Annotated in this window: 13 protein-coding genes; 11 read left to right on the forward strand and 2 right to left on the reverse strand. The window is 61.9% G+C overall.

All coding sequences use genetic code 11. The features are described from left to right. Positions 1 to 87 precede the first annotated feature (87 nt). The 3 genes from map to dapC all read left to right on the forward strand — a co-directional run bounded on the left by map (position 88) and on the right by dapC (position 4,980). Complete coding sequence (map, locus tag ACP7C6_RS15550; RefSeq protein WP_016975842.1) at positions 88 to 870, forward strand: type I methionyl aminopeptidase; 783 nt, start codon at positions 88 to 90, stop codon at positions 868 to 870. 64 nt (positions 871 to 934) lie between these two features. Beyond that, the gene (locus ACP7C6_RS15555; RefSeq protein ID WP_028619200.1) at positions 935 to 3,637 is read left to right on the forward strand and encodes a [protein-PII] uridylyltransferase; all 2,703 of its coding nucleotides are present in this window, start codon (positions 935 to 937) and stop codon (positions 3,635 to 3,637) included. Between the two features lie 143 nt (positions 3,638 to 3,780). Beyond that, positions 3,781 to 4,980 (forward strand): succinyldiaminopimelate transaminase, encoded by a 1,200-nt coding sequence (dapC, locus tag ACP7C6_RS15560; protein WP_426108959.1) that lies wholly within the window; start codon positions 3,781 to 3,783, stop codon positions 4,978 to 4,980. Between the two features lie 13 nt (positions 4,981 to 4,993). Here the strand turns inward: dapC and ACP7C6_RS15565 are convergent, their stop codons facing one another. Further along, a complete protein-coding gene (locus ACP7C6_RS15565) occupies positions 4,994 to 6,637 on the reverse strand; it encodes a Na+/H+ antiporter (protein WP_028619198.1) in 1,644 nt (547 codons plus the stop codon). A 255-nt stretch (positions 6,638 to 6,892) separates the two neighbouring features. On the opposite strand from ACP7C6_RS15565, the gene ACP7C6_RS15570 reads away from it, so the two are divergent. The 4 genes from ACP7C6_RS15570 to ACP7C6_RS15585 all read left to right on the forward strand — a co-directional run bounded on the left by ACP7C6_RS15570 (position 6,893) and on the right by ACP7C6_RS15585 (position 9,949). Beyond that, entirely contained in the window at positions 6,893 to 7,201 is a 309-nt protein-coding gene (locus tag ACP7C6_RS15570; protein ID WP_236318523.1) for an arsenate reductase, read from the forward strand. Between the two features lie 33 nt (positions 7,202 to 7,234). Further along, positions 7,235 to 8,269: a 2,3,4,5-tetrahydropyridine-2,6-dicarboxylate N-succinyltransferase gene (gene dapD / locus ACP7C6_RS15575; RefSeq protein WP_122686320.1), complete on the forward strand. Its 1,035-nt coding sequence runs from the start codon at positions 7,235 to 7,237 to the stop codon at positions 8,267 to 8,269. Positions 8,270 to 8,333: 64 nt separating this feature from the next. Beyond that, the gene (locus ACP7C6_RS15580; RefSeq protein WP_068937591.1) at positions 8,334 to 9,539 is read left to right on the forward strand and encodes an aminotransferase class V-fold PLP-dependent enzyme; all 1,206 of its coding nucleotides are present in this window, start codon (positions 8,334 to 8,336) and stop codon (positions 9,537 to 9,539) included. Next, positions 9,536 to 9,949 (forward strand): SufE family protein, encoded by a 414-nt coding sequence (locus ACP7C6_RS15585; protein ID WP_028619144.1) that lies wholly within the window; start codon positions 9,536 to 9,538, stop codon positions 9,947 to 9,949. The genes ACP7C6_RS15580 and ACP7C6_RS15585 overlap by 4 nt, the downstream gene beginning before the upstream one ends. Before the next feature lie 116 nt (positions 9,950 to 10,065). Here the strand turns inward: ACP7C6_RS15585 and tcdA are convergent, their stop codons facing one another. After that, on the reverse strand, positions 10,066 to 10,875 hold the full coding sequence (tcdA, locus tag ACP7C6_RS15590; RefSeq protein ID WP_028619143.1) for a tRNA cyclic N6-threonylcarbamoyladenosine(37) synthase TcdA: 810 nt from the start codon (positions 10,873 to 10,875) through the stop codon (positions 10,066 to 10,068). A gap of 217 nt (positions 10,876 to 11,092) precedes the next feature. Between tcdA and ACP7C6_RS15595 the strand changes: the two genes are divergently transcribed. From ACP7C6_RS15595 to ACP7C6_RS15610, 4 genes are all read left to right on the forward strand, one after another. Beyond that, a complete protein-coding gene (locus ACP7C6_RS15595; protein WP_426108960.1) occupies positions 11,093 to 13,684 on the forward strand; it encodes a glycosyltransferase in 2,592 nt (863 codons plus the stop codon). Positions 13,685 to 13,912: 228 nt separating this feature from the next. Next, positions 13,913 to 15,064 (forward strand): succinyl-diaminopimelate desuccinylase, encoded by a 1,152-nt coding sequence (gene dapE / locus ACP7C6_RS15600; protein ID WP_028619141.1) that lies wholly within the window; start codon positions 13,913 to 13,915, stop codon positions 15,062 to 15,064. After that, complete coding sequence (locus ACP7C6_RS15605; protein WP_028619140.1) at positions 15,064 to 15,873, forward strand: putative RNA methyltransferase; 810 nt, start codon at positions 15,064 to 15,066, stop codon at positions 15,871 to 15,873. The genes dapE and ACP7C6_RS15605 overlap by 1 nt, the downstream gene beginning before the upstream one ends. A gap of 54 nt (positions 15,874 to 15,927) precedes the next feature. After that, positions 15,928 to 16,305 (forward strand): hypothetical protein, encoded by a 378-nt coding sequence (locus tag ACP7C6_RS15610; protein ID WP_016975830.1) that lies wholly within the window; start codon positions 15,928 to 15,930, stop codon positions 16,303 to 16,305. The last annotated feature ends 108 nt before the right edge of the window (positions 16,306 to 16,413 follow it).

Genomic DNA, 16,413 nt, shown 5'->3' on the forward strand with positions numbered 1-16,413 from the left:
TTCTGTGGCTTGTGCGAATTTTGCAACCTTTTGTCGCACGCCCGTAAACCGTATTGATTTCAGCGCATCGCGCTAGAGAGAGCCTGTATGACCGTTAGCTTGAAAACCGCCGAAGACATCGCTGGCATGCGCATCGCCGGCAAACTGGCTGCCGACGTGCTGGAAATGATTGCCGAACACGTCAAGCCCGGCGTCACCACCGAAACCCTGAACCAGATCTGCCACGACTATATAGTCAATGTACAGGGTGCCATCCCTGCCCCGCTGAACTACAAGGGCTTCCCCAAGTCGATCTGCACTTCGGTCAACCACGTAGTCTGCCACGGGATTCCAGGTGACAAACCGTTGAAGGACGGCGACACCCTGAACATCGACGTTACCGTGATCAAGGACCGCTACTTCGGCGACACCAGCCGCATGTTCCACGTCGGCAATGTGCCGGTCTGGGCCGAGCGCCTGTCCCAAGTCACCCAGGAATGCATGTACAAGGCCATCGAGATCGTGAAACCCGGCTGCCGCCTGGGGGACATCGGCGAAGTGATCCAGAAGCACGCTGAAAAGAATGGTTTCTCGGTGGTGCGCGAATTCTGCGGCCACGGTATCGGTACCGTATTCCACGAAGAGCCGCAGATCCTGCACTATGGCCGCGCAGGCACCGGCATGGAACTCAAAGCAGGCATGACCTTCACCATCGAGCCGATGATCAATCAGGGCAAGGCCGACACCAAGGTGCTGGGCGACGGCTGGACCGCTATCACCAAGGATCGCAAGCTCTCGGCCCAGTGGGAACACACCCTGCTGGTCACCGAAACCGGCTACGAGATCTTCACGCTGCGTGCGGACGACACGATCCCCCGCGTTTCCGCGTAAGGATCACCCAGGTTTTCCCCCACTGTGTTGTGACTGACTGTTAGATAGAAAGGAAAGCCGATCGATGCCCCAGGTGGATCCCGAACTCTTCGACCGTGGCCAGTTCCAGGCCGAACTGGCCCTGAAAGCGAGCCCAATTGCCGCGTTCAAGAAGGCTATCCGCCAGGCCCGTGAAGTGCTCGACGAGCGCTTTCGCAGTGGCCGGGACATCCGCCGGCTGATCGAGGACCGCGCCTGGTTCGTCGATAACATCCTGCAAAAGGCCTGGGAACAGTTCAGTTGGAGCGAAGACGCCGACATTGCCCTGGTGGCGGTCGGCGGCTACGGGCGTGGCGAGTTGCACCCCTATTCCGACATCGACCTGCTGATCCTGCTGGACAGTGCAGATCATGAGATCTTTCGCGATTCCATCGAGCGTTTTCTGACGCTGCTGTGGGACATCGGCCTAGAAGTCGGCCAAAGCGTTCGCTCGGTCGACGAATGCGCCGAAGAGGCCCGCGCCGACCTCACCGTCATCACCAACCTGATGGAAAGCCGCACCATCGCTGGCCCCGAGCGCCTGCGCCAGCGCATGCTCGAAGTCACCAGCACCGCACACATGTGGCCGAGCAAGGACTTCTTCCTGGCCAAGCGTGCCGAGCAAAAGGCCCGGCACCACAAGTACAACGACACCGAATACAACCTGGAACCCAACGTCAAAGGCTCGCCCGGCGGGCTGCGCGACATCCAGACGATTTTGTGGGTTGCCCGTCGCCAGTACGGCACCCTGAACCTGCGCGCCCTGGCCGGCGAGGGTTTCTTGGTGGAGAGCGAAAACGCCTTGCTGGCCTCGTCCCAGGAATTCCTGTGGAAAGTGCGCTACGCCCTGCACATGCTCGCCGGGCGCTCCGAAGACCGCCTGCTGTTCGACCACCAGCGTTCCATCGCCACCCTGCTGGGTTTTGAAGGCGAGGACGCGAAGACCAGCATCGAAAGCTTCATGCAGCAGTACTACCGGGTGGTCATGAGCATTGCCCAGCTCAGCGACCTGATCATCCAGCACTTCGAAGAGGTGATCCTGGCCCCCGAAGACGAAGCGCCGCCGCAGCCGATCAATGCGCGCTTCCAGTTGCATGACGGCTATATCGAGGCGCGCAACGACAACGTGTTCCGCCGCACGCCGTTCGCCATGCTGGAAATCTTCGTGCTGATGGCCCAGCAGCCGGAAATCAAAGGCGTGCGCGCCGACACCATCCGCTTGCTGCGGGAGAACCGTCACCTGATCGACGACGATTTCCGCAACGATATCCGCAACACCAGCCTGTTCATCGAGCTGTTCAAGTGCAAGATCGGCATCCACCGCAACCTGCGGCGCATGAACCGTTACGGCATCCTCGGGCGTTATCTGCCGGAGTTCGGTTTTATCGTCGGTCAGATGCAGCACGACCTGTTCCACATCTATACCGTGGACGCCCACACCCTGAACCTGATCAAGCACCTGCGTAAGCTTCAGTACACGCAAGTGTCAGAGAAATTCCCGCTAGCCAGCAAACTCATGGCCAAACTGCCCAAGCCCGAGCTGATCTACCTGGCCGGCCTGTACCACGACATCGGCAAGGGCCGGCATGGCGACCACTCCGAGGTCGGTGCGGTTGACGCCGAAGCCTTCTGCCAGCGTCATCAGTTGCCCGTTTGGGACAGCCGCCTGATCGTCTGGCTGGTGCAGAACCATCTGGTGATGTCGACCACCGCCCAGCGCAAGGACTTGTCCGACCCGCAGGTGATCCACGACTTTGCGCAGATCGTCAGCGATGAAACCCGCCTCGACTATCTGTACGTGCTGACCGTCTCCGACATCAACGCTACCAACCCGACACTGTGGAACTCCTGGCGCGCCAGCCTGTTGCGCCAGCTCTACACCGAGACCAAGCGCGCCTTGCGCCGCGGCCTGGAGAACCCGGTGGACCGCGAAGAGCAGATCCGCCGCACCCAAAGCGCGGCCTTGGATATTCTGGTGCGCGGCGGCAACGATCCGGACGACGTGGAACAGTTGTGGTCGCAACTGGGTGACGATTACTTCCTGCGCCACACCGCCGGCGATGTCGCCTGGCACACTGACGCAATCCTGCAACAGCCCGCCGATGGCGGCCCGCTGGTGCTGATCAAGGAAACCACCCAGCGCGAATTCGAAGGCGGCACGCAGATCTTCATCTATGCGCCGGACCAGCACGACTTCTTCGCCGTGACCGTGGCGGCCATGGACCAGCTCAACCTGAACATCCATGACGCCCGCGTCATCACCTCCAGCAGCCAGTTCACCCTCGACACCTATATCGTGCTCGACACCGATGGCGACTCGATTGGCGACAACCCGGCACGGGTGAAAAAGATCCGCGAAGGCCTGACCGAGGCCCTGCGCAACCCTGACGACTACCCGACCATCATCCAGCGTCGGGTACCGCGCCAACTCAAGCACTTTGCGTTTGCGCCACAGGTGACCATTTCCAATGACGCCCAGCGCCCGGTGACGGTGCTGGAACTCAGCGCTCCGGATCGTCCGGGCCTACTGGCACGCATCGGCGGGATTTTCCTGGAGTTCGACCTGTCATTGCAGAACGCCAAGATTGCGACCCTCGGCGAGCGCGTGGAAGACGTGTTCTTCATTACCGATGCCGACAACCAGCCGTTGTCCGACCCGGAACTGTGCCTGCGCCTGCAGGAAGCCATCGTCCAGCAGCTAAGCGTCACCCAGGAACCCGGCGTCGAGCTGACACGCCTGACCATATGAATTTTTAACTTTGTAAACACGCCCTTTGTAGGAGCTGGCTTGCCGGCGATGCGAACACCTTGGTGTATCAGGTACACCGACGCGATGCCATCGCTGGCAAGCCAACTCCTACACGGTCTGTGTACACCGTCATAGAGGCTTACATGAACAACGCCCTGAACCAGCTCCAGCCCTACCCGTTCGAGAAACTGCGCGCCCTGCTGGGCAGCGTCACGCCGAACCCCGACAAGCGCCCGATCGCGCTGTCCATCGGCGAACCGAAACATAAATCGCCCACCTTCGTGGCTGAAGCATTGAGCAACAACCTCGACCAGATGGCCGTGTACCCGACCACCCTGGGCATTCCGGCCCTGCGCGAAGCCATCGGTGCCTGGTGCGAGCGTCGCTTCAACGTGCCCAAGGGCTGGCTCGACCCGGCGCGCAACATCTTGCCGGTCAATGGCACCCGCGAAGCGCTGTTCGCCTTCACCCAGACCGTGGTCAACCGTGGCGACGACGCACTGGTGGTCAGCCCGAACCCGTTCTACCAGATCTACGAAGGCGCCGCGTTCCTGGCCGGAGCCAAGCCGCACTACCTGCCATGCCTGGACGCCAATGGCTTCAACCCGGACTTCGACGCCGTGACGCCGGACATCTGGAAGCGCTGCCAGATCCTGTTCCTGTGCTCGCCCGGCAACCCTACCGGTGCGCTGATCCCGGTCGACACCCTGAAAAAACTCATCGCCCTGGCCGACGAATACGACTTCGTCATCGCCGCCGACGAGTGCTACAGCGAACTGTACTTCGACGAACAAACCCCGCCGCCTGGGCTGTTGAGCGCGTGCGTCGAACTGGGCCGCCAGGACTTCAAGCGCTGCGTCGTGTTCCACAGCCTGTCCAAGCGCTCCAACCTACCGGGCCTGCGTTCTGGTTTTGTGGCCGGCGACGCGGGCATCCTCAAGGCCTTCCTGCTGTACCGCACCTACCATGGCTGTGCGATGCCGGTACAAACGCAACTGGCCAGCATTGCGGCCTGGCAGGACGAAGCCCACGTGCTGGCCAATCGTGACTTGTATCGCGAGAAATTCGACGCAGTACTGGCGATTCTCAAGCCGGTACTGGACGTAGAGCGCCCAGATGGCGGCTTCTATTTGTGGCCGAATGTGAATGGCGACGACGCTGCCTTCTGCCGCGACCTGTTCGTGGAAGAACATGTGACCGTCGTGCCGGGTTCGTACCTGTCGCGGGAGGTGGATGGCTTCAACCCTGGCGCCGGTCGTGTGCGCATGGCGTTGGTTGCGCCGTTGGCGGAGTGTGTGGAAGCGGCTGAGCGGATTCGCGAGTTTATTCAACGTCGCCTCTAAGGCGCGATCAGGGTCACTTCACCTGCCCCAGATTCGCCTCACTCATATCCAACTCCGCCAGCACCTCACGCAGCACGTCATCACCAATCTGGTGGTGACGGCTCAGGCTGTACAACTCCAAGCGCTGCGCCCGCAGGGCCTTGAGCCGCAGTTTGCGCTCCAGCAGGTCCATCTGCCGTGCAAGCGCCTGGGCTTCGGCGGAGTCGTTGAACACGTCCAATTGATGGCGATATTCCGACATCAGCCGTGCCTTGAGCTCTGTGGCAAGCGCGGCCTGCGCGGCGTCCGGGGTTTCGGCTTCTGCGGGCTCATCCGCTTCAAGCGCATGGATGGCCGCGACGGCAGTCTTCTTCCAGGCTTCGCGCACCTCGTTGTGGCGCTTTTCGTCGGGACTCTTTTCGATACCGCGCAACAACAGCGGCAAGGCGATACAGGCGGCAATCAGCGACAACAGAATCACGCCCGCCGCGATGAAGATCAGCAAGTCACGTTCGGGAAAATCCTGCCCTGGCGCCAGCAGCAACGGCACCGACATCACACCCGCCAGCGTCACCGCACCGCGCACCCCACCGACCGTCAACAGCCAGCAGGACCGGGCGGTCGGTACCAGCGTCAGTTCGCTTTTCCCACGTAGCCTGCGCAGCAAACCCGACAGCCGCCAGATGCTCTGCACCCAGATAAAGCGCAGCACCACCAGCACCAGGAAGATCGCGACCACATCCAGGCAGCGATAAAACAGTGTCGGCCACAGTGTCGGCTCATGGCTGACCACCGCCTTGATGATGTCCGGCAGTTGCAGGCCCAGCAGCAGGAAGATCAACCCATTGAAGGCGAACTCCAGCAACGACCACACGCTGCGATTGAGCAGCCGCGTGCTGGTCTGGCGCGGCAGCAGGTCGAGCCAGCTCTGCATCATGCCCGCCGCCACCGCCGACAAAATGCCCGAAGCCCCCAGCCGTTCGGCCAGCACATAGGCCGCAAACGGCAGCAGCAACATGAACACCACGTGAGTTGCCGGGTCGTCCCAGCCCCGGGCGATCATCCACGCGCGCAACCGGCCGACCAGCCAACTCAGGGCCACGCCGACCGCCAGACCACCGACAGCCACCAAGACGAATGTGAGGCTGGCATCCGCCAGGGAAAACACCCCAGTCAACGCCGCCGCCAGGGCGAACTTGAAGGTCACCAGGCCCGAGGCATCATTCATCAAGGCCTCGCCCTGGAGCATGTGCATCAGCGGCGTGGGCAAGCGATTCTGGGAAATGGCCGACACCGCCACGGCATCCGTCGGCGACAACACGGCCGCCAGGGCGAAGGCCACCGGCAGCGGGATCGTCGGCAAAATCCAATGGATGAAGTAACCGGCGCCCACCACGGTAAACAGCACCAAGCCCACGGCCAGTGTCAGGATCGGCCCGCGCAGGCGCCACAACTCTCGCTTGGGCATACGCCAGCCATCGGAGAACAGCAACGGCGGCAAGAACAGAAACAGGAACAACTCCGGGTCCAGCGCCACATGCAGCCCCAGCGTCGGCCAGGCCAGCAAGGCACCGGCGGCAATCTGTACCAAGGGCAACGGCAGAGGAATGACACGCCCGACCAGACGCGAAACGCTGACCAGCATCAGCAGGATAAGAACGGTGTAGGCGGTTTGCATAACGCGGTTTTCCCGGACAATCGACTTGCAACGACACACATCAGGCAACAACTGGCCGTTGAAGTGCCATATTACCCGGCTATGTTACTCGCTGGCTTTTGCACAAAAGTCGCACAGCGCTGACGAGCGGCACCCAAACGCGCTGGTCATGGCATAATCCGTGACCTTTCGTTTCTACTTGGTCCAAAGGGGGGCAATTCCTTGACCGCTTCAAGCAAAACGTTGCACCTTTTCGGCATCAAAGCCTGCGACACCATGAAAAAGGCGCGCACCTGGCTCGATGAGCACGGCGTCAACTATGAGTTTCACGACTACAAAACGGCCGGTATCGACCGCGAACACTTGACCCAATGGTGCGACGAGCACGGTTGGCAGGTGGTTTTGAACCGTGCGGGCACCACCTTTCGCAAACTCGAAGACGAACGCAAAGCCGATCTCGATCAGTCGAAAGCCATTGAATTGATGCTCGCACAACCTTCGATGATCAAGCGCCCGGTGCTGGATCTCGGTGACAGAACCCTGATTGGCTTCAAGCCAGATAGTTATTCGGCGGCCCTCAAGTAGGCCAGCCCTTTCCATTTTTGTAGAGGTAACAGCATGTCCAATTCCCTGTTCAGCCTGGGCTTCGGCGTCGGCACTCAGAACCGCCAAGGTGCTTGGCTGGAAGTGTTTTACGCACAACCGCTGCTCAACCCGTCGGCAGAAATCATCAACGCCATCGCGCCGATCCTCGGCTACAGCGAAGGCAACCAGGCGATCACCTTCACCATCAGCCAAGCGCTCCAACTGGCTGATGCGCTCAAGAATGTCGACGCCACCCAAGCCGCGCTGCTCAACCGCCTGGCCGAAAGCCACACACCGCTGGTCGCCACCCTGCTGGCCGAAGACGCCGCACTGACCTCCACGCCTGAGGCCTACCTCAAGCTGCACCTGCTGTCCCACCGCCTGGTCAAGCCCCACGGCCTGAGCCTGGCCGGTGTGTTCCCGCAGTTGCCAAACGTGGCCTGGACCAGCCAGGGCGCGATCGACATCAACGAACTGGCCGAGCGCCAACTGGAAGCCCGCCTGCGTGGCGAGCTGCTGGAAGTGTTCTCGGTGGACAAGTTCCCGAAAATGACCGACTACGTGGTGCCGAGCGGCGTGCGTATCGCTGACGCAGCACGCATCCGCCTGGGCGCCTACGTGGGCGAAGGCACCACCGTGATGCACGAAGGCTTCGTCAACTTCAACGCCGGCACCGAAGGCCCGGGCATGATCGAAGGCCGTGTATCGGCGGGCGTATTCGTCGGCAAGGGCTCGGACCTGGGCGGCGGTTGCTCCACCATGGGCACCCTGTCGGGCGGCGGCAACATCGTGATCAAGGTCGGCGAAGGCTGCCTGATCGGCGCCAACGCCGGTATCGGTATCCCGTTGGGCGACCGCAACACGGTGGAGTCGGGACTGTACGTCACCGCCGGCACCAAGGTTGCGTTGCTGGACGAGCAGAACCAGTTGGTCAAGGTGGTCAAGGCGCGTGAGCTGGCCGGCCAGCCGGACCTGCTGTTCCGCCGTAACTCCGAGACCGGTGCCGTGGAGTGCAAAACCCACAAATCGGCCATCGAACTGAACGAAGCGCTGCACGCTCACAACTAAGCAGCCACTCGATGCCACTAGCGGGCCCCGACCCTGGGGCTCGCTTATACGAGTCTTGAACACGATGCTAGTGCCCTCCCCCTGGCGCGCCGACTTTCCGGCCATCGCCACCCTGCAACGGCAAGACCAGACCTACCTGGACAACGCCGCCACCACGCAAAAACCCCAGGCTTTGTTGGATGCCATCAGCCATTACTACGCCAACGGCGCAGCCAATGTGCACCGGGCCCAGCATTTGCCAGGCGCCCATGCGACCCAGGCGTTTGAAGACAGCCGCAGCAAGGTCGCGCAGTGGTTGAATGCAGGCGACAGCGGGCAGATCGTATTCACCCACGGCGCAACTTCAGCGCTGAACCTCCTGGCCTATGGCCTTGAGCACTTATTCAATGCGGGCGATGAGATTGTCATCAGCGCCCTGGAACACCACGCCAACCTGCTGCCCTGGCAGCAATTGGCCAAGCGCCGCGCACTGAACCTGGTGGTACTGCCGCTGGGCGATGACGGCGTGATCGACCTGGCTGCCGCTGCCGAGCTGATCGGTCCGCGTACACGGTTATTGGCAGTGAGCCAGCTGTCCAACGTGCTCGGCGCCTGGCAGCCGCTGGAAGCCTTGCTGGCACTCGCTCAGCCACACGGCGCGTTGACCGTGATCGACGGCGCCCAAGGTATCGTCCATGGTCGTCACGACGTGCAGGCCCTGGGTTGCGACTTCTATGTGTTTTCCAGCCACAAGCTGTATGGCCCGGATGGCGTTGGCGTGCTGTTTGGTCGCAACGAAGCCCTGCACCACATGCGCCACTGGCAGTTTGGCGGCGAGATGGTGCAGCAGGCCGACTACCACAGCGCCAGCTTTCGCCCTGCGCCGCTGGGTTTTGAGGCCGGTACACCGCCGATTGCCAGCGTGATTGGCCTGGGCGCCAGCCTGGATTACCTGAGTTCGCTGGACCAGCAGGCCGTCGTTGCCCACGAAGCGGCGCTGCATGACTACTTGTTGCGCGGACTCAACGCGCGCAATGGCGTGCGCGTACTCGGATCACCGCAGGTCGCTCTGGTGAGTTTTGTCGTGGAGGGCGTGCATAACGCCGACCTCGCTCATCTGCTGACCGAGCAAGGCATTGCCGTGCGCGCCGGGCATCACTGCGCCATGCCGTTGCTCAAGGCGATGCATCTGTCGGGGGCGATTCGTGTGTCCCTGGCGCTGTATAACGATTCCGATGACCTGGAACGCTTCTTCGAAGCGCTGGACCAGTCCCTGGACATGCTGCGATGAGCTTGCCGGTAGAGGCCGTTGCCGCGCTTGAAGCCTTCCAGGCCGTCGGCAGTTGGGAGCAGCGCGCGCGGATGCTGATGCAATGGGGCGAGCGTCTACCTGCCCTGCCCGATGAGGATAAAGTCGACGCCAATCTCGTACAGGGCTGCGAAAGCCTGGTGTGGCTGGTCGGGCAGTTGCACGATGGCCACTGGCAGTTCGCCGCCAGCAGTGATGCACGGATGATTCGTGGGTTGGTGGCGTTGCTGCTGGCGCGGGTCAATGGGTTGTCGGCGGCGGAGTTGCAGGCGGTTGACTTGCCGGATTGGTTCGCGCAACTGGGGCTTTCCCGCCAACTATCACCGTCGCGCAGCAATGGCCTGAACGCTGTGCTGCAGCGTATGCGGGCATTAAGCCTTACACAAAACTAAGTGTGGGAGCGGGCTTGCTCGCGAAAGCGCAGTGTCAGTAGATACATCATTGACTGAATCACCGCATTCGCGAGCAAGCCCGCTCCCACATTTGGATCGATGTTCAGCAGTGAGATCTAGGCGGGTCTGATCCGCTCCGACGGCCTGCGCACCCCGGCCACAATCTTGTCCACCGCCTTGGTCGCCGCCACCATGCCAAAGGTGGCCGTCACCATCATCACCGCACCAAAGCCGCCCGCGCAGTCCAGCTTCACGCCATCCCCGACAAAACTCTTCTGCAAACAAATGCTGCCGTCCGGCTTGGGATAGCGCAGCTGTTCGGTGGAAAACACACACGGCACGCTGTAATGACGGGTCACGGTGCGGGAGAAGTTGTAATCGCGGCGCAGGGTCGAGCGCACTTTCGACGCCAACGGGTCATTGAAGGTGCGGTTCAAGTCGCAGACCTGGATCAACGTCGGGTCGATCTGCCCGCCGGCACCGCCGGTGGTGATGATCTGAATCTTGCGGCGCTTGCACCAGGCAATCAGCGCGGCCTTGGCATTCACCGCGTCGATGCAGTCAATCACGCAGTCGATGTCCGGCGTGATGTATTCGGCCATGGTGTCACGGGTCACGAAGTCCGCCACCGCATGAACGGTGCAATCCGGGTTGATGCCGCGCAGGCGCTCAGCCATCACCTCGACCTTGGGCTTGCCCACGGTGCTGTCCAGCGCGTGCAACTGGCGGTTGCTGTTGCTGACGCAGACATCATCCAGGTCAAACAGCGAAATCTCGCCCACTCCGCAACGGGCCACGGCTTCCGCCGCCCAGGAGCCCACGCCGCCGACGCCGACGATCGCCACATGGGCCGCCTTCAAGCGTTCCAGGCCTTCAATGCCATACAAGCGGGCGACGCCTGCAAACCGCGGATCTTCTGTACTCATGACCATTACCCCAAAAACCGGCGCGCATTATGGACTACGCAGCGACAAGTTCGAAGCGACAAGCTACAAGTAAAGAACTTAGATGGTCTTTCGCGGACTAATGTCCGGTTTTTCTCTGCTTGCTGTACGGTCAGGGAAGGGCCGGTGTAGGATGCGCGCCTTTCGGCGTAGGCCGACACCTCTTTTCGTTCCACACCCTTTGGAACCCGAGATAGCCATGGCATCGCGTAAATTTGGACTCAACCTGGTGATCGTGCTGGCAATCGCCGCGCTGTTCACCGGTTTCTGGGCGCTGATCAACCGCCCCGTCACCACCCCCAACTGGCCTGAACAGATCTCCGGTTTTTCCTACTCGCCGTTCCAGCAAGGCCAGTATCCGCAGAAGGACCAGTACCCGACCGACGACCAGATGCGTCGCGACCTCGAGATCATGAGCAAGCTGACGGACAACATCCGTACCTACTCGGTCGACGGCACCCTGGGAGATATTCCCAAGCTGGCCGAAGAGTTCGGCCTGCGTGTGACCCTGGGGATCTGGATCAGCCCGGACCTTGAGCGCAACGAGCGAGAAATCCAGCGCGCCATCGAAATCGCCAACAGCTCGCGCAGTGTCGTGCGGGTTGTGGTCGGTAACGAAGCGCTGTTCCGTGAGGAAATCACCCCTGAAGCGCTGATCGTGCTACTGGACCGCGTGCGCGCCGCCGTGAAAGTACCGGTGACCACGTCCGAGCAGTGGCATATCTGGGAAAAGAACCCGCAATTGGCCAAGCACGTCGACCTGATCGCCGCGCACATCCTGCCGTTCTGGGAATACATCCCGATGGACAAGGCCGGCCAGTACGTACTCGACCGCGCCCGCGACCTGAAGAAACTGTTCCCGAAAAAACCGCTGTTGCTGTCGGAAGTGGGCTGGCCGAGCAACGGCCGCATGCGCGGGGGCAATGAAACCTCCCCGGCCGACCAGGCGATCTACCTGCGGACGCTGGTGAACAAGCTGAATCGCCAGGGCTTCAACTACTTCGTGATCGAGGCCTTCGATCAGCCGTGGAAAGTCAGCGACGAAGGCTCGGCGGGCGCTTACTGGGGCGTGTACAACGCCGCACGCCAGCAGAAATTCAACTTTGAAGGGCCGGTGGTCGCGATCCCGCAATGGCGCGTGCTGGCCATCGGCTCGGTGGTGCTCGCGCTGCTGTCCCTGACCCTGCTGATGATCGACGGCTCGGCCCTGCGCCAGCGTGGTCGTACCTTCCTGACCTTTATCGCGTTCCTCTGCGGCTCGGTGCTGGTGTGGATCGGCTACGACTACAGCCAGCAATACAGCACCTGGTTCAGTGTCACCGTGGGCATCCTGCTCGCCCTCGGCGCCTTGGGTGTGTTTATCGTGTTGCTGACCGAAGCCCACGAACTGGCGGAAGCGGTGTGGACCCACAAGCGTCGGCGTGAATTCCTGCCGGTCGAGGGGGATTCGGACTACCGCCCGAAAGTGTCGATCCACGTGCCGTGCTACAACGAGCCGCCGGAGATGGTCAAACAGACCCTCGACGCCCTGGCCGCCCTGGATTACCCGGACTACGAAGTCCTGATCATCGACAACAACACCAAGGACCCAGCGGTGTGGGAGCCGGTCCGCGACTATTGCGAAACCCTCGGTCCGCGCTTCAAGTTCTTCCACGTCGCGCCCCTGGCCGGTTTCAAGGGTGGTGCGCTGAACTACCTGATCCCGCACACCGCCAAGGACGCCGAAGTGATCGCGGTGATCGACTCCGACTACTGCGTATCACCGAACTGGCTCAAGCACATGGTCCCGCACTTCGCCGACCCGAAAATCGCCGTGGTGCAGTCGCCGCAGGATTACCGCGACCAGAACGAAAGCACCTTCAAGAAGCTCTGCTACGCGGAATACAAGGGCTTCTTCCATATCGGCATGGTCACCCGCAACGACCGTGACGCGATCATCCAGCACGGCACCATGACCATGACCCGTCGCTCGGTGCTTGAAGAGCTGGGCTGGGCCGACTGGTGCATCTGTGAAGACGCCGAACTGGGCCTACGCGTATTCGAGAAAGGCCTGTCTGCGGCGTATTACCACGACAGTTACGGCAAGGGCTTGATGCCGGATACGTTTATCGACTTCAAGAAACAGCGTTTCCGCTGGGCTTACGGCGCGATCCAGATCATCAAGCGTCACACCGCAAGCCTCCTGCGCGGCAAGGACACCGAGTTGACCCGTGGCCAGCGTTACCACTTCCTCGCGGGCTGGTTGCCGTGGGTGGCGGATGGCATGAACATCTTCTTCACCGTCGGCGCGTTGTTGTGGTCGGCGGCGATGATCATCGTGCCGACGCGGGTTGACCCGCCGCTGCTGATTTTCGCGATCCCGCCGTTGGCATTGTTTGTGTTCAAGGTGGGCAAGATCATTTTCCTCTACCGTCGCGCGGTAGGCGTGAACTTGAAGGATGCGTTTTGCGCGGCCCTGGCCGGCCTGGCGTTGTCACACACGATTGCCAAGGCGGTGTTGTATGGCTTCTTCACCACCAGCATTCCGTTCTTCCGCACACCGAAAAACGCGGATAACCACGGCTTCTGGGTGGCGATTTCCGAAGCCCGCGAAGAAATGTTCATCATGCTGCTGTTGTGGGGCGCGGCGCTGGGGATTTACCTGGTGCAGGGCCTGCCGAGCAATGACATCCGCTTCTGGGTGGTGATGTTGCTGGTGCAGTCGCTGCCGTATGTGGCGGCACTGATCATGGCGTTCCTGTCTTCGTTGCCGAAACCTGCGGCAAAGGCTGAGCCTGCCACAGCCGTGTAAAAACTTGCGCAATGCACTAAACGGCGGCCTCTGGCCGCCGTTTTGCTATAAGATAACGGCCGTTTTGCACGCCTTGCTTTAACTGTAGGAGCTGGCTTGCCAGCGATGGACGTCAACGATGACGCGCTCTGTCTGAAAGAGGCGCGCTGCCCTTGCGAACATCGCCGGCAAGCCGGCTCCTACAGTAGAACGTTGCCGCCCCATAATATGCTTCCCGGAGTTCCCCCCATGACGGCCCATGCCGACCTTTCGCCGACCCTTCAACTTGCCATCGACCTGATCCGTCGCCCATCGGTCACGCCGATTGACGCCGATTGCCAGAAGCTGATGATGCAGCGCCTGGGCGACGCCGGTTTTGCGCTTGAGCCGATGCGCATCGAAGACGTGGACAACTTCTGGGCCACCCATGGCAAGCACGAAGGCCCGGTGCTGTGCTTCGCCGGTCATACCGACGTGGTGCCAACCGGCCCGGTGCAGGCCTGGCAAAACGACCCGTTCGACGCGTTGATCGATGAAAACGGCATGCTTTGCGGGCGTGGCGCAGCAGACATGAAAGGCAGCCTGGCCGCGATGCTGGTGGCGTCGGAGCGTTTTGTCGCCGACTACCCGGACCACAAGGGCTCGGTGGCCTTCCTGATCACCAGCGATGAAGAAGGCCCGGCGCACCATGGCACCAAAGCCGTGATCGAACGCCTGGCCGCACGCAAGGAGCGCCTGGACTGGTGCATCGTCGGCGAACCATCGAGCACTACGCTGGTGGGCGATGTGGTCAAGAACGGCCGTCGCGGTTCCCTCGGCGCCACCCTGACGGTGCGCGGCGTACAAGGCCACGTGGCCTACCCGCACCTGGCGAAGAATCCGATCCACCTGGCTGCGCCGGCCCTGGCCGAATTAGCCGCTGAGCACTGGGACGACGGCAACACCTTCTTCCCGCCCACCAGTTTCCAAATCTCCAACCTCAACTCCGGTACCGGCGCGACCAACGTGATTCCCGGTGACCTGACGGCAGTGTTCAACTTCCGCTTCTCCACCGAGTCCACCGTCGAAGGCCTGCAGCAGCGCGTTGCGGCGATCCTCGACAAACACGGTCTGGACTGGCACGTGGAGTGGGCGCTGTCGGGCCTGCCGTTCCTCACCGAACCGGGCGCGTTGCTGGATGCGGTCTCAGCCAGCATCAAGGCGATCACCGGTCGCGAAACCCAGGCGTCCACCAGCGGCGGTACTTCTGATGGGCGTTTCATCGCCACGTTGGGTACGCAAGTGGTCGAGTTGGGCCCGGTCAACGCGACAATCCACCAGGTCAACGAGCGCATCCTCGCCAGTGACCTCGATGTGCTGACCGAAATCTACTACCAGACCCTGATCAAGTTGCTCGCCTGATGCTCGCGTGCCCTCTTTGCAGCGCCCCGCTCACCGCGGTGGACAATGGCGTGGCGTGCCCGGCCGGACATCGTTTCGACCGCGCACGCCAGGGTTACTTGAACCTGTTGCCGGTGCAGCACAAGAACAGCCGCGACCCGGGCGATAACCTGGCGATGGTGGAGGCGCGCCGCGACTTCCTCAACGCCGGACACTACGCCCCAGTGGCCAAGCGCCTGGCCGAACTGGCCGCAGAACGTGCCCCGGCGCGCTGGGTCGACATCGGCTGTGGCGAGGGTTACTACACCGCGCAGATCGCCGACGCCCTGCCCCACGCCGATGGCTACGCGCTGGATATCTCCAAGGAAGCAGTCAAGCGTGCCTGCAAGCGCACCCCAGCGCTGACCTGGCTGATCGCGAGCATGGCCCGTGTGCCGTTGGCGTCAGGCAGCTGCCAGTTTCTCGCCAGCGTGTTCAGCCCATTGGACTGGGAAGAGGCCAAGCGCCTGCTCAGCCCCGGCGGTGGGTTAATGAAGGTCGGCCCGACCAGCGGTCACCTGATGGAACTGCGCGAACGCCTGTACGACGAAGTGCGCGAGTACACCGACGACAAGCACCTGGCCCTGGTGCCGGATGGCATGAGCCTGGCGCACAGCGAGACGCTGGAATTCACCCTGAGCCTCGCCGAGCCCCAGGACCGCGCCAACCTGCTAGCCATGACCCCACACGGCTGGCGTGCCAGCGCCGAGCGTCGCGCACAGGTGATTGAGGCGGCTGAGCCGCTAGTGGTCACTGTGTCGATGCGCTACGACTATTTCGTGCTTCAATAACTGACTTTCCAGTATCCGCGAATGGATTTTCGAATCCCGCAACGAGGAACATCCATGCGCCAACCCGATATCGAGATTTACCTGAAGGACGCCGACGTCGACCACAAGGCCATCGCCGCCTGGCTGGGCGCCGCCCTGGGCCCGTGCTCCGACTGGGTCCAGAAAGGCCAGACCTACAAATGCAAAGCCGGCAATGTGCCCATCACTTGGCTGCCCAAAGCCGTCGGCAAATGGAACAGCCTGTACCTGGAAAGCGACCAGACCCCATGGGACGACGACATCGCCTGCGCCCGCGCGGCGTTTGCTGCGCTGAACGTGGAAGTGCGTTGCGCGCCGGGGACTTGGGTTGAGGAAGAAGGTGAGGAAAGCGCTGACACCTGGATTCGCATCAGCGAAGACGGTGAAGAACAGATCACCTGGAAAACCGCCTGACCCTGAATAGGTGGGAAGTGCTTGTGTGGTGAGCGGGGGTGGGCCCCCCCCGGGGGGGGCGGGCGCCCCCCCCCGGGGGCCCCCCCCCCCCCCCCCCCGCCCGGGGCC

Origin of the sequence: Pseudomonas sp. TWR1-1-4 (assembly GCF_049897165.1) — a bacterium.
GTDB classification, from domain to species: Bacteria; Pseudomonadota; Gammaproteobacteria; order Pseudomonadales; family Pseudomonadaceae; genus Aquipseudomonas; species Aquipseudomonas canadensis.

What these genes read in the sequence shown, in the direction of transcription:
- ACP7C6_RS15565 (WP_028619198.1), bottom strand. Translation starts at nt 6,637, where the DNA reads ATGCAAACCGCCTACACCGTTCTTATCCTGCTGATGCTGGTCAGCGTT.
- map (WP_016975842.1), top strand. Translation starts at nt 88, where the DNA reads ATGACCGTTAGCTTGAAAACCGCCGAAGACATCGCTGGCATGCGCATC.
- tcdA (WP_028619143.1), bottom strand. Translation starts at nt 10,875, where the DNA reads ATGAGTACAGAAGATCCGCGGTTTGCAGGCGTCGCCCGCTTGTATGGC.
- ACP7C6_RS15555 (WP_028619200.1), top strand. Translation starts at nt 935, where the DNA reads ATGCCCCAGGTGGATCCCGAACTCTTCGACCGTGGCCAGTTCCAGGCC.
- dapD (WP_122686320.1), top strand. Translation starts at nt 7,235, where the DNA reads ATGTCCAATTCCCTGTTCAGCCTGGGCTTCGGCGTCGGCACTCAGAAC.
- ACP7C6_RS15570 (WP_236318523.1), top strand. Translation starts at nt 6,893, where the DNA reads ATGAAAAAGGCGCGCACCTGGCTCGATGAGCACGGCGTCAACTATGAG.
- ACP7C6_RS15585 (WP_028619144.1), top strand. Translation starts at nt 9,536, where the DNA reads ATGAGCTTGCCGGTAGAGGCCGTTGCCGCGCTTGAAGCCTTCCAGGCC.
- ACP7C6_RS15610 (WP_016975830.1), top strand. Translation starts at nt 15,928, where the DNA reads ATGCGCCAACCCGATATCGAGATTTACCTGAAGGACGCCGACGTCGAC.
- ACP7C6_RS15595 (WP_426108960.1), top strand. Translation starts at nt 11,093, where the DNA reads ATGGCATCGCGTAAATTTGGACTCAACCTGGTGATCGTGCTGGCAATC.
- ACP7C6_RS15580 (WP_068937591.1), top strand. Translation starts at nt 8,334, where the DNA reads ATGCTAGTGCCCTCCCCCTGGCGCGCCGACTTTCCGGCCATCGCCACC.
- dapC (WP_426108959.1), top strand. Translation starts at nt 3,781, where the DNA reads ATGAACAACGCCCTGAACCAGCTCCAGCCCTACCCGTTCGAGAAACTG.
- dapE (WP_028619141.1), top strand. Translation starts at nt 13,913, where the DNA reads ATGACGGCCCATGCCGACCTTTCGCCGACCCTTCAACTTGCCATCGAC.
- ACP7C6_RS15605 (WP_028619140.1), top strand. Translation starts at nt 15,064, where the DNA reads ATGCTCGCGTGCCCTCTTTGCAGCGCCCCGCTCACCGCGGTGGACAAT.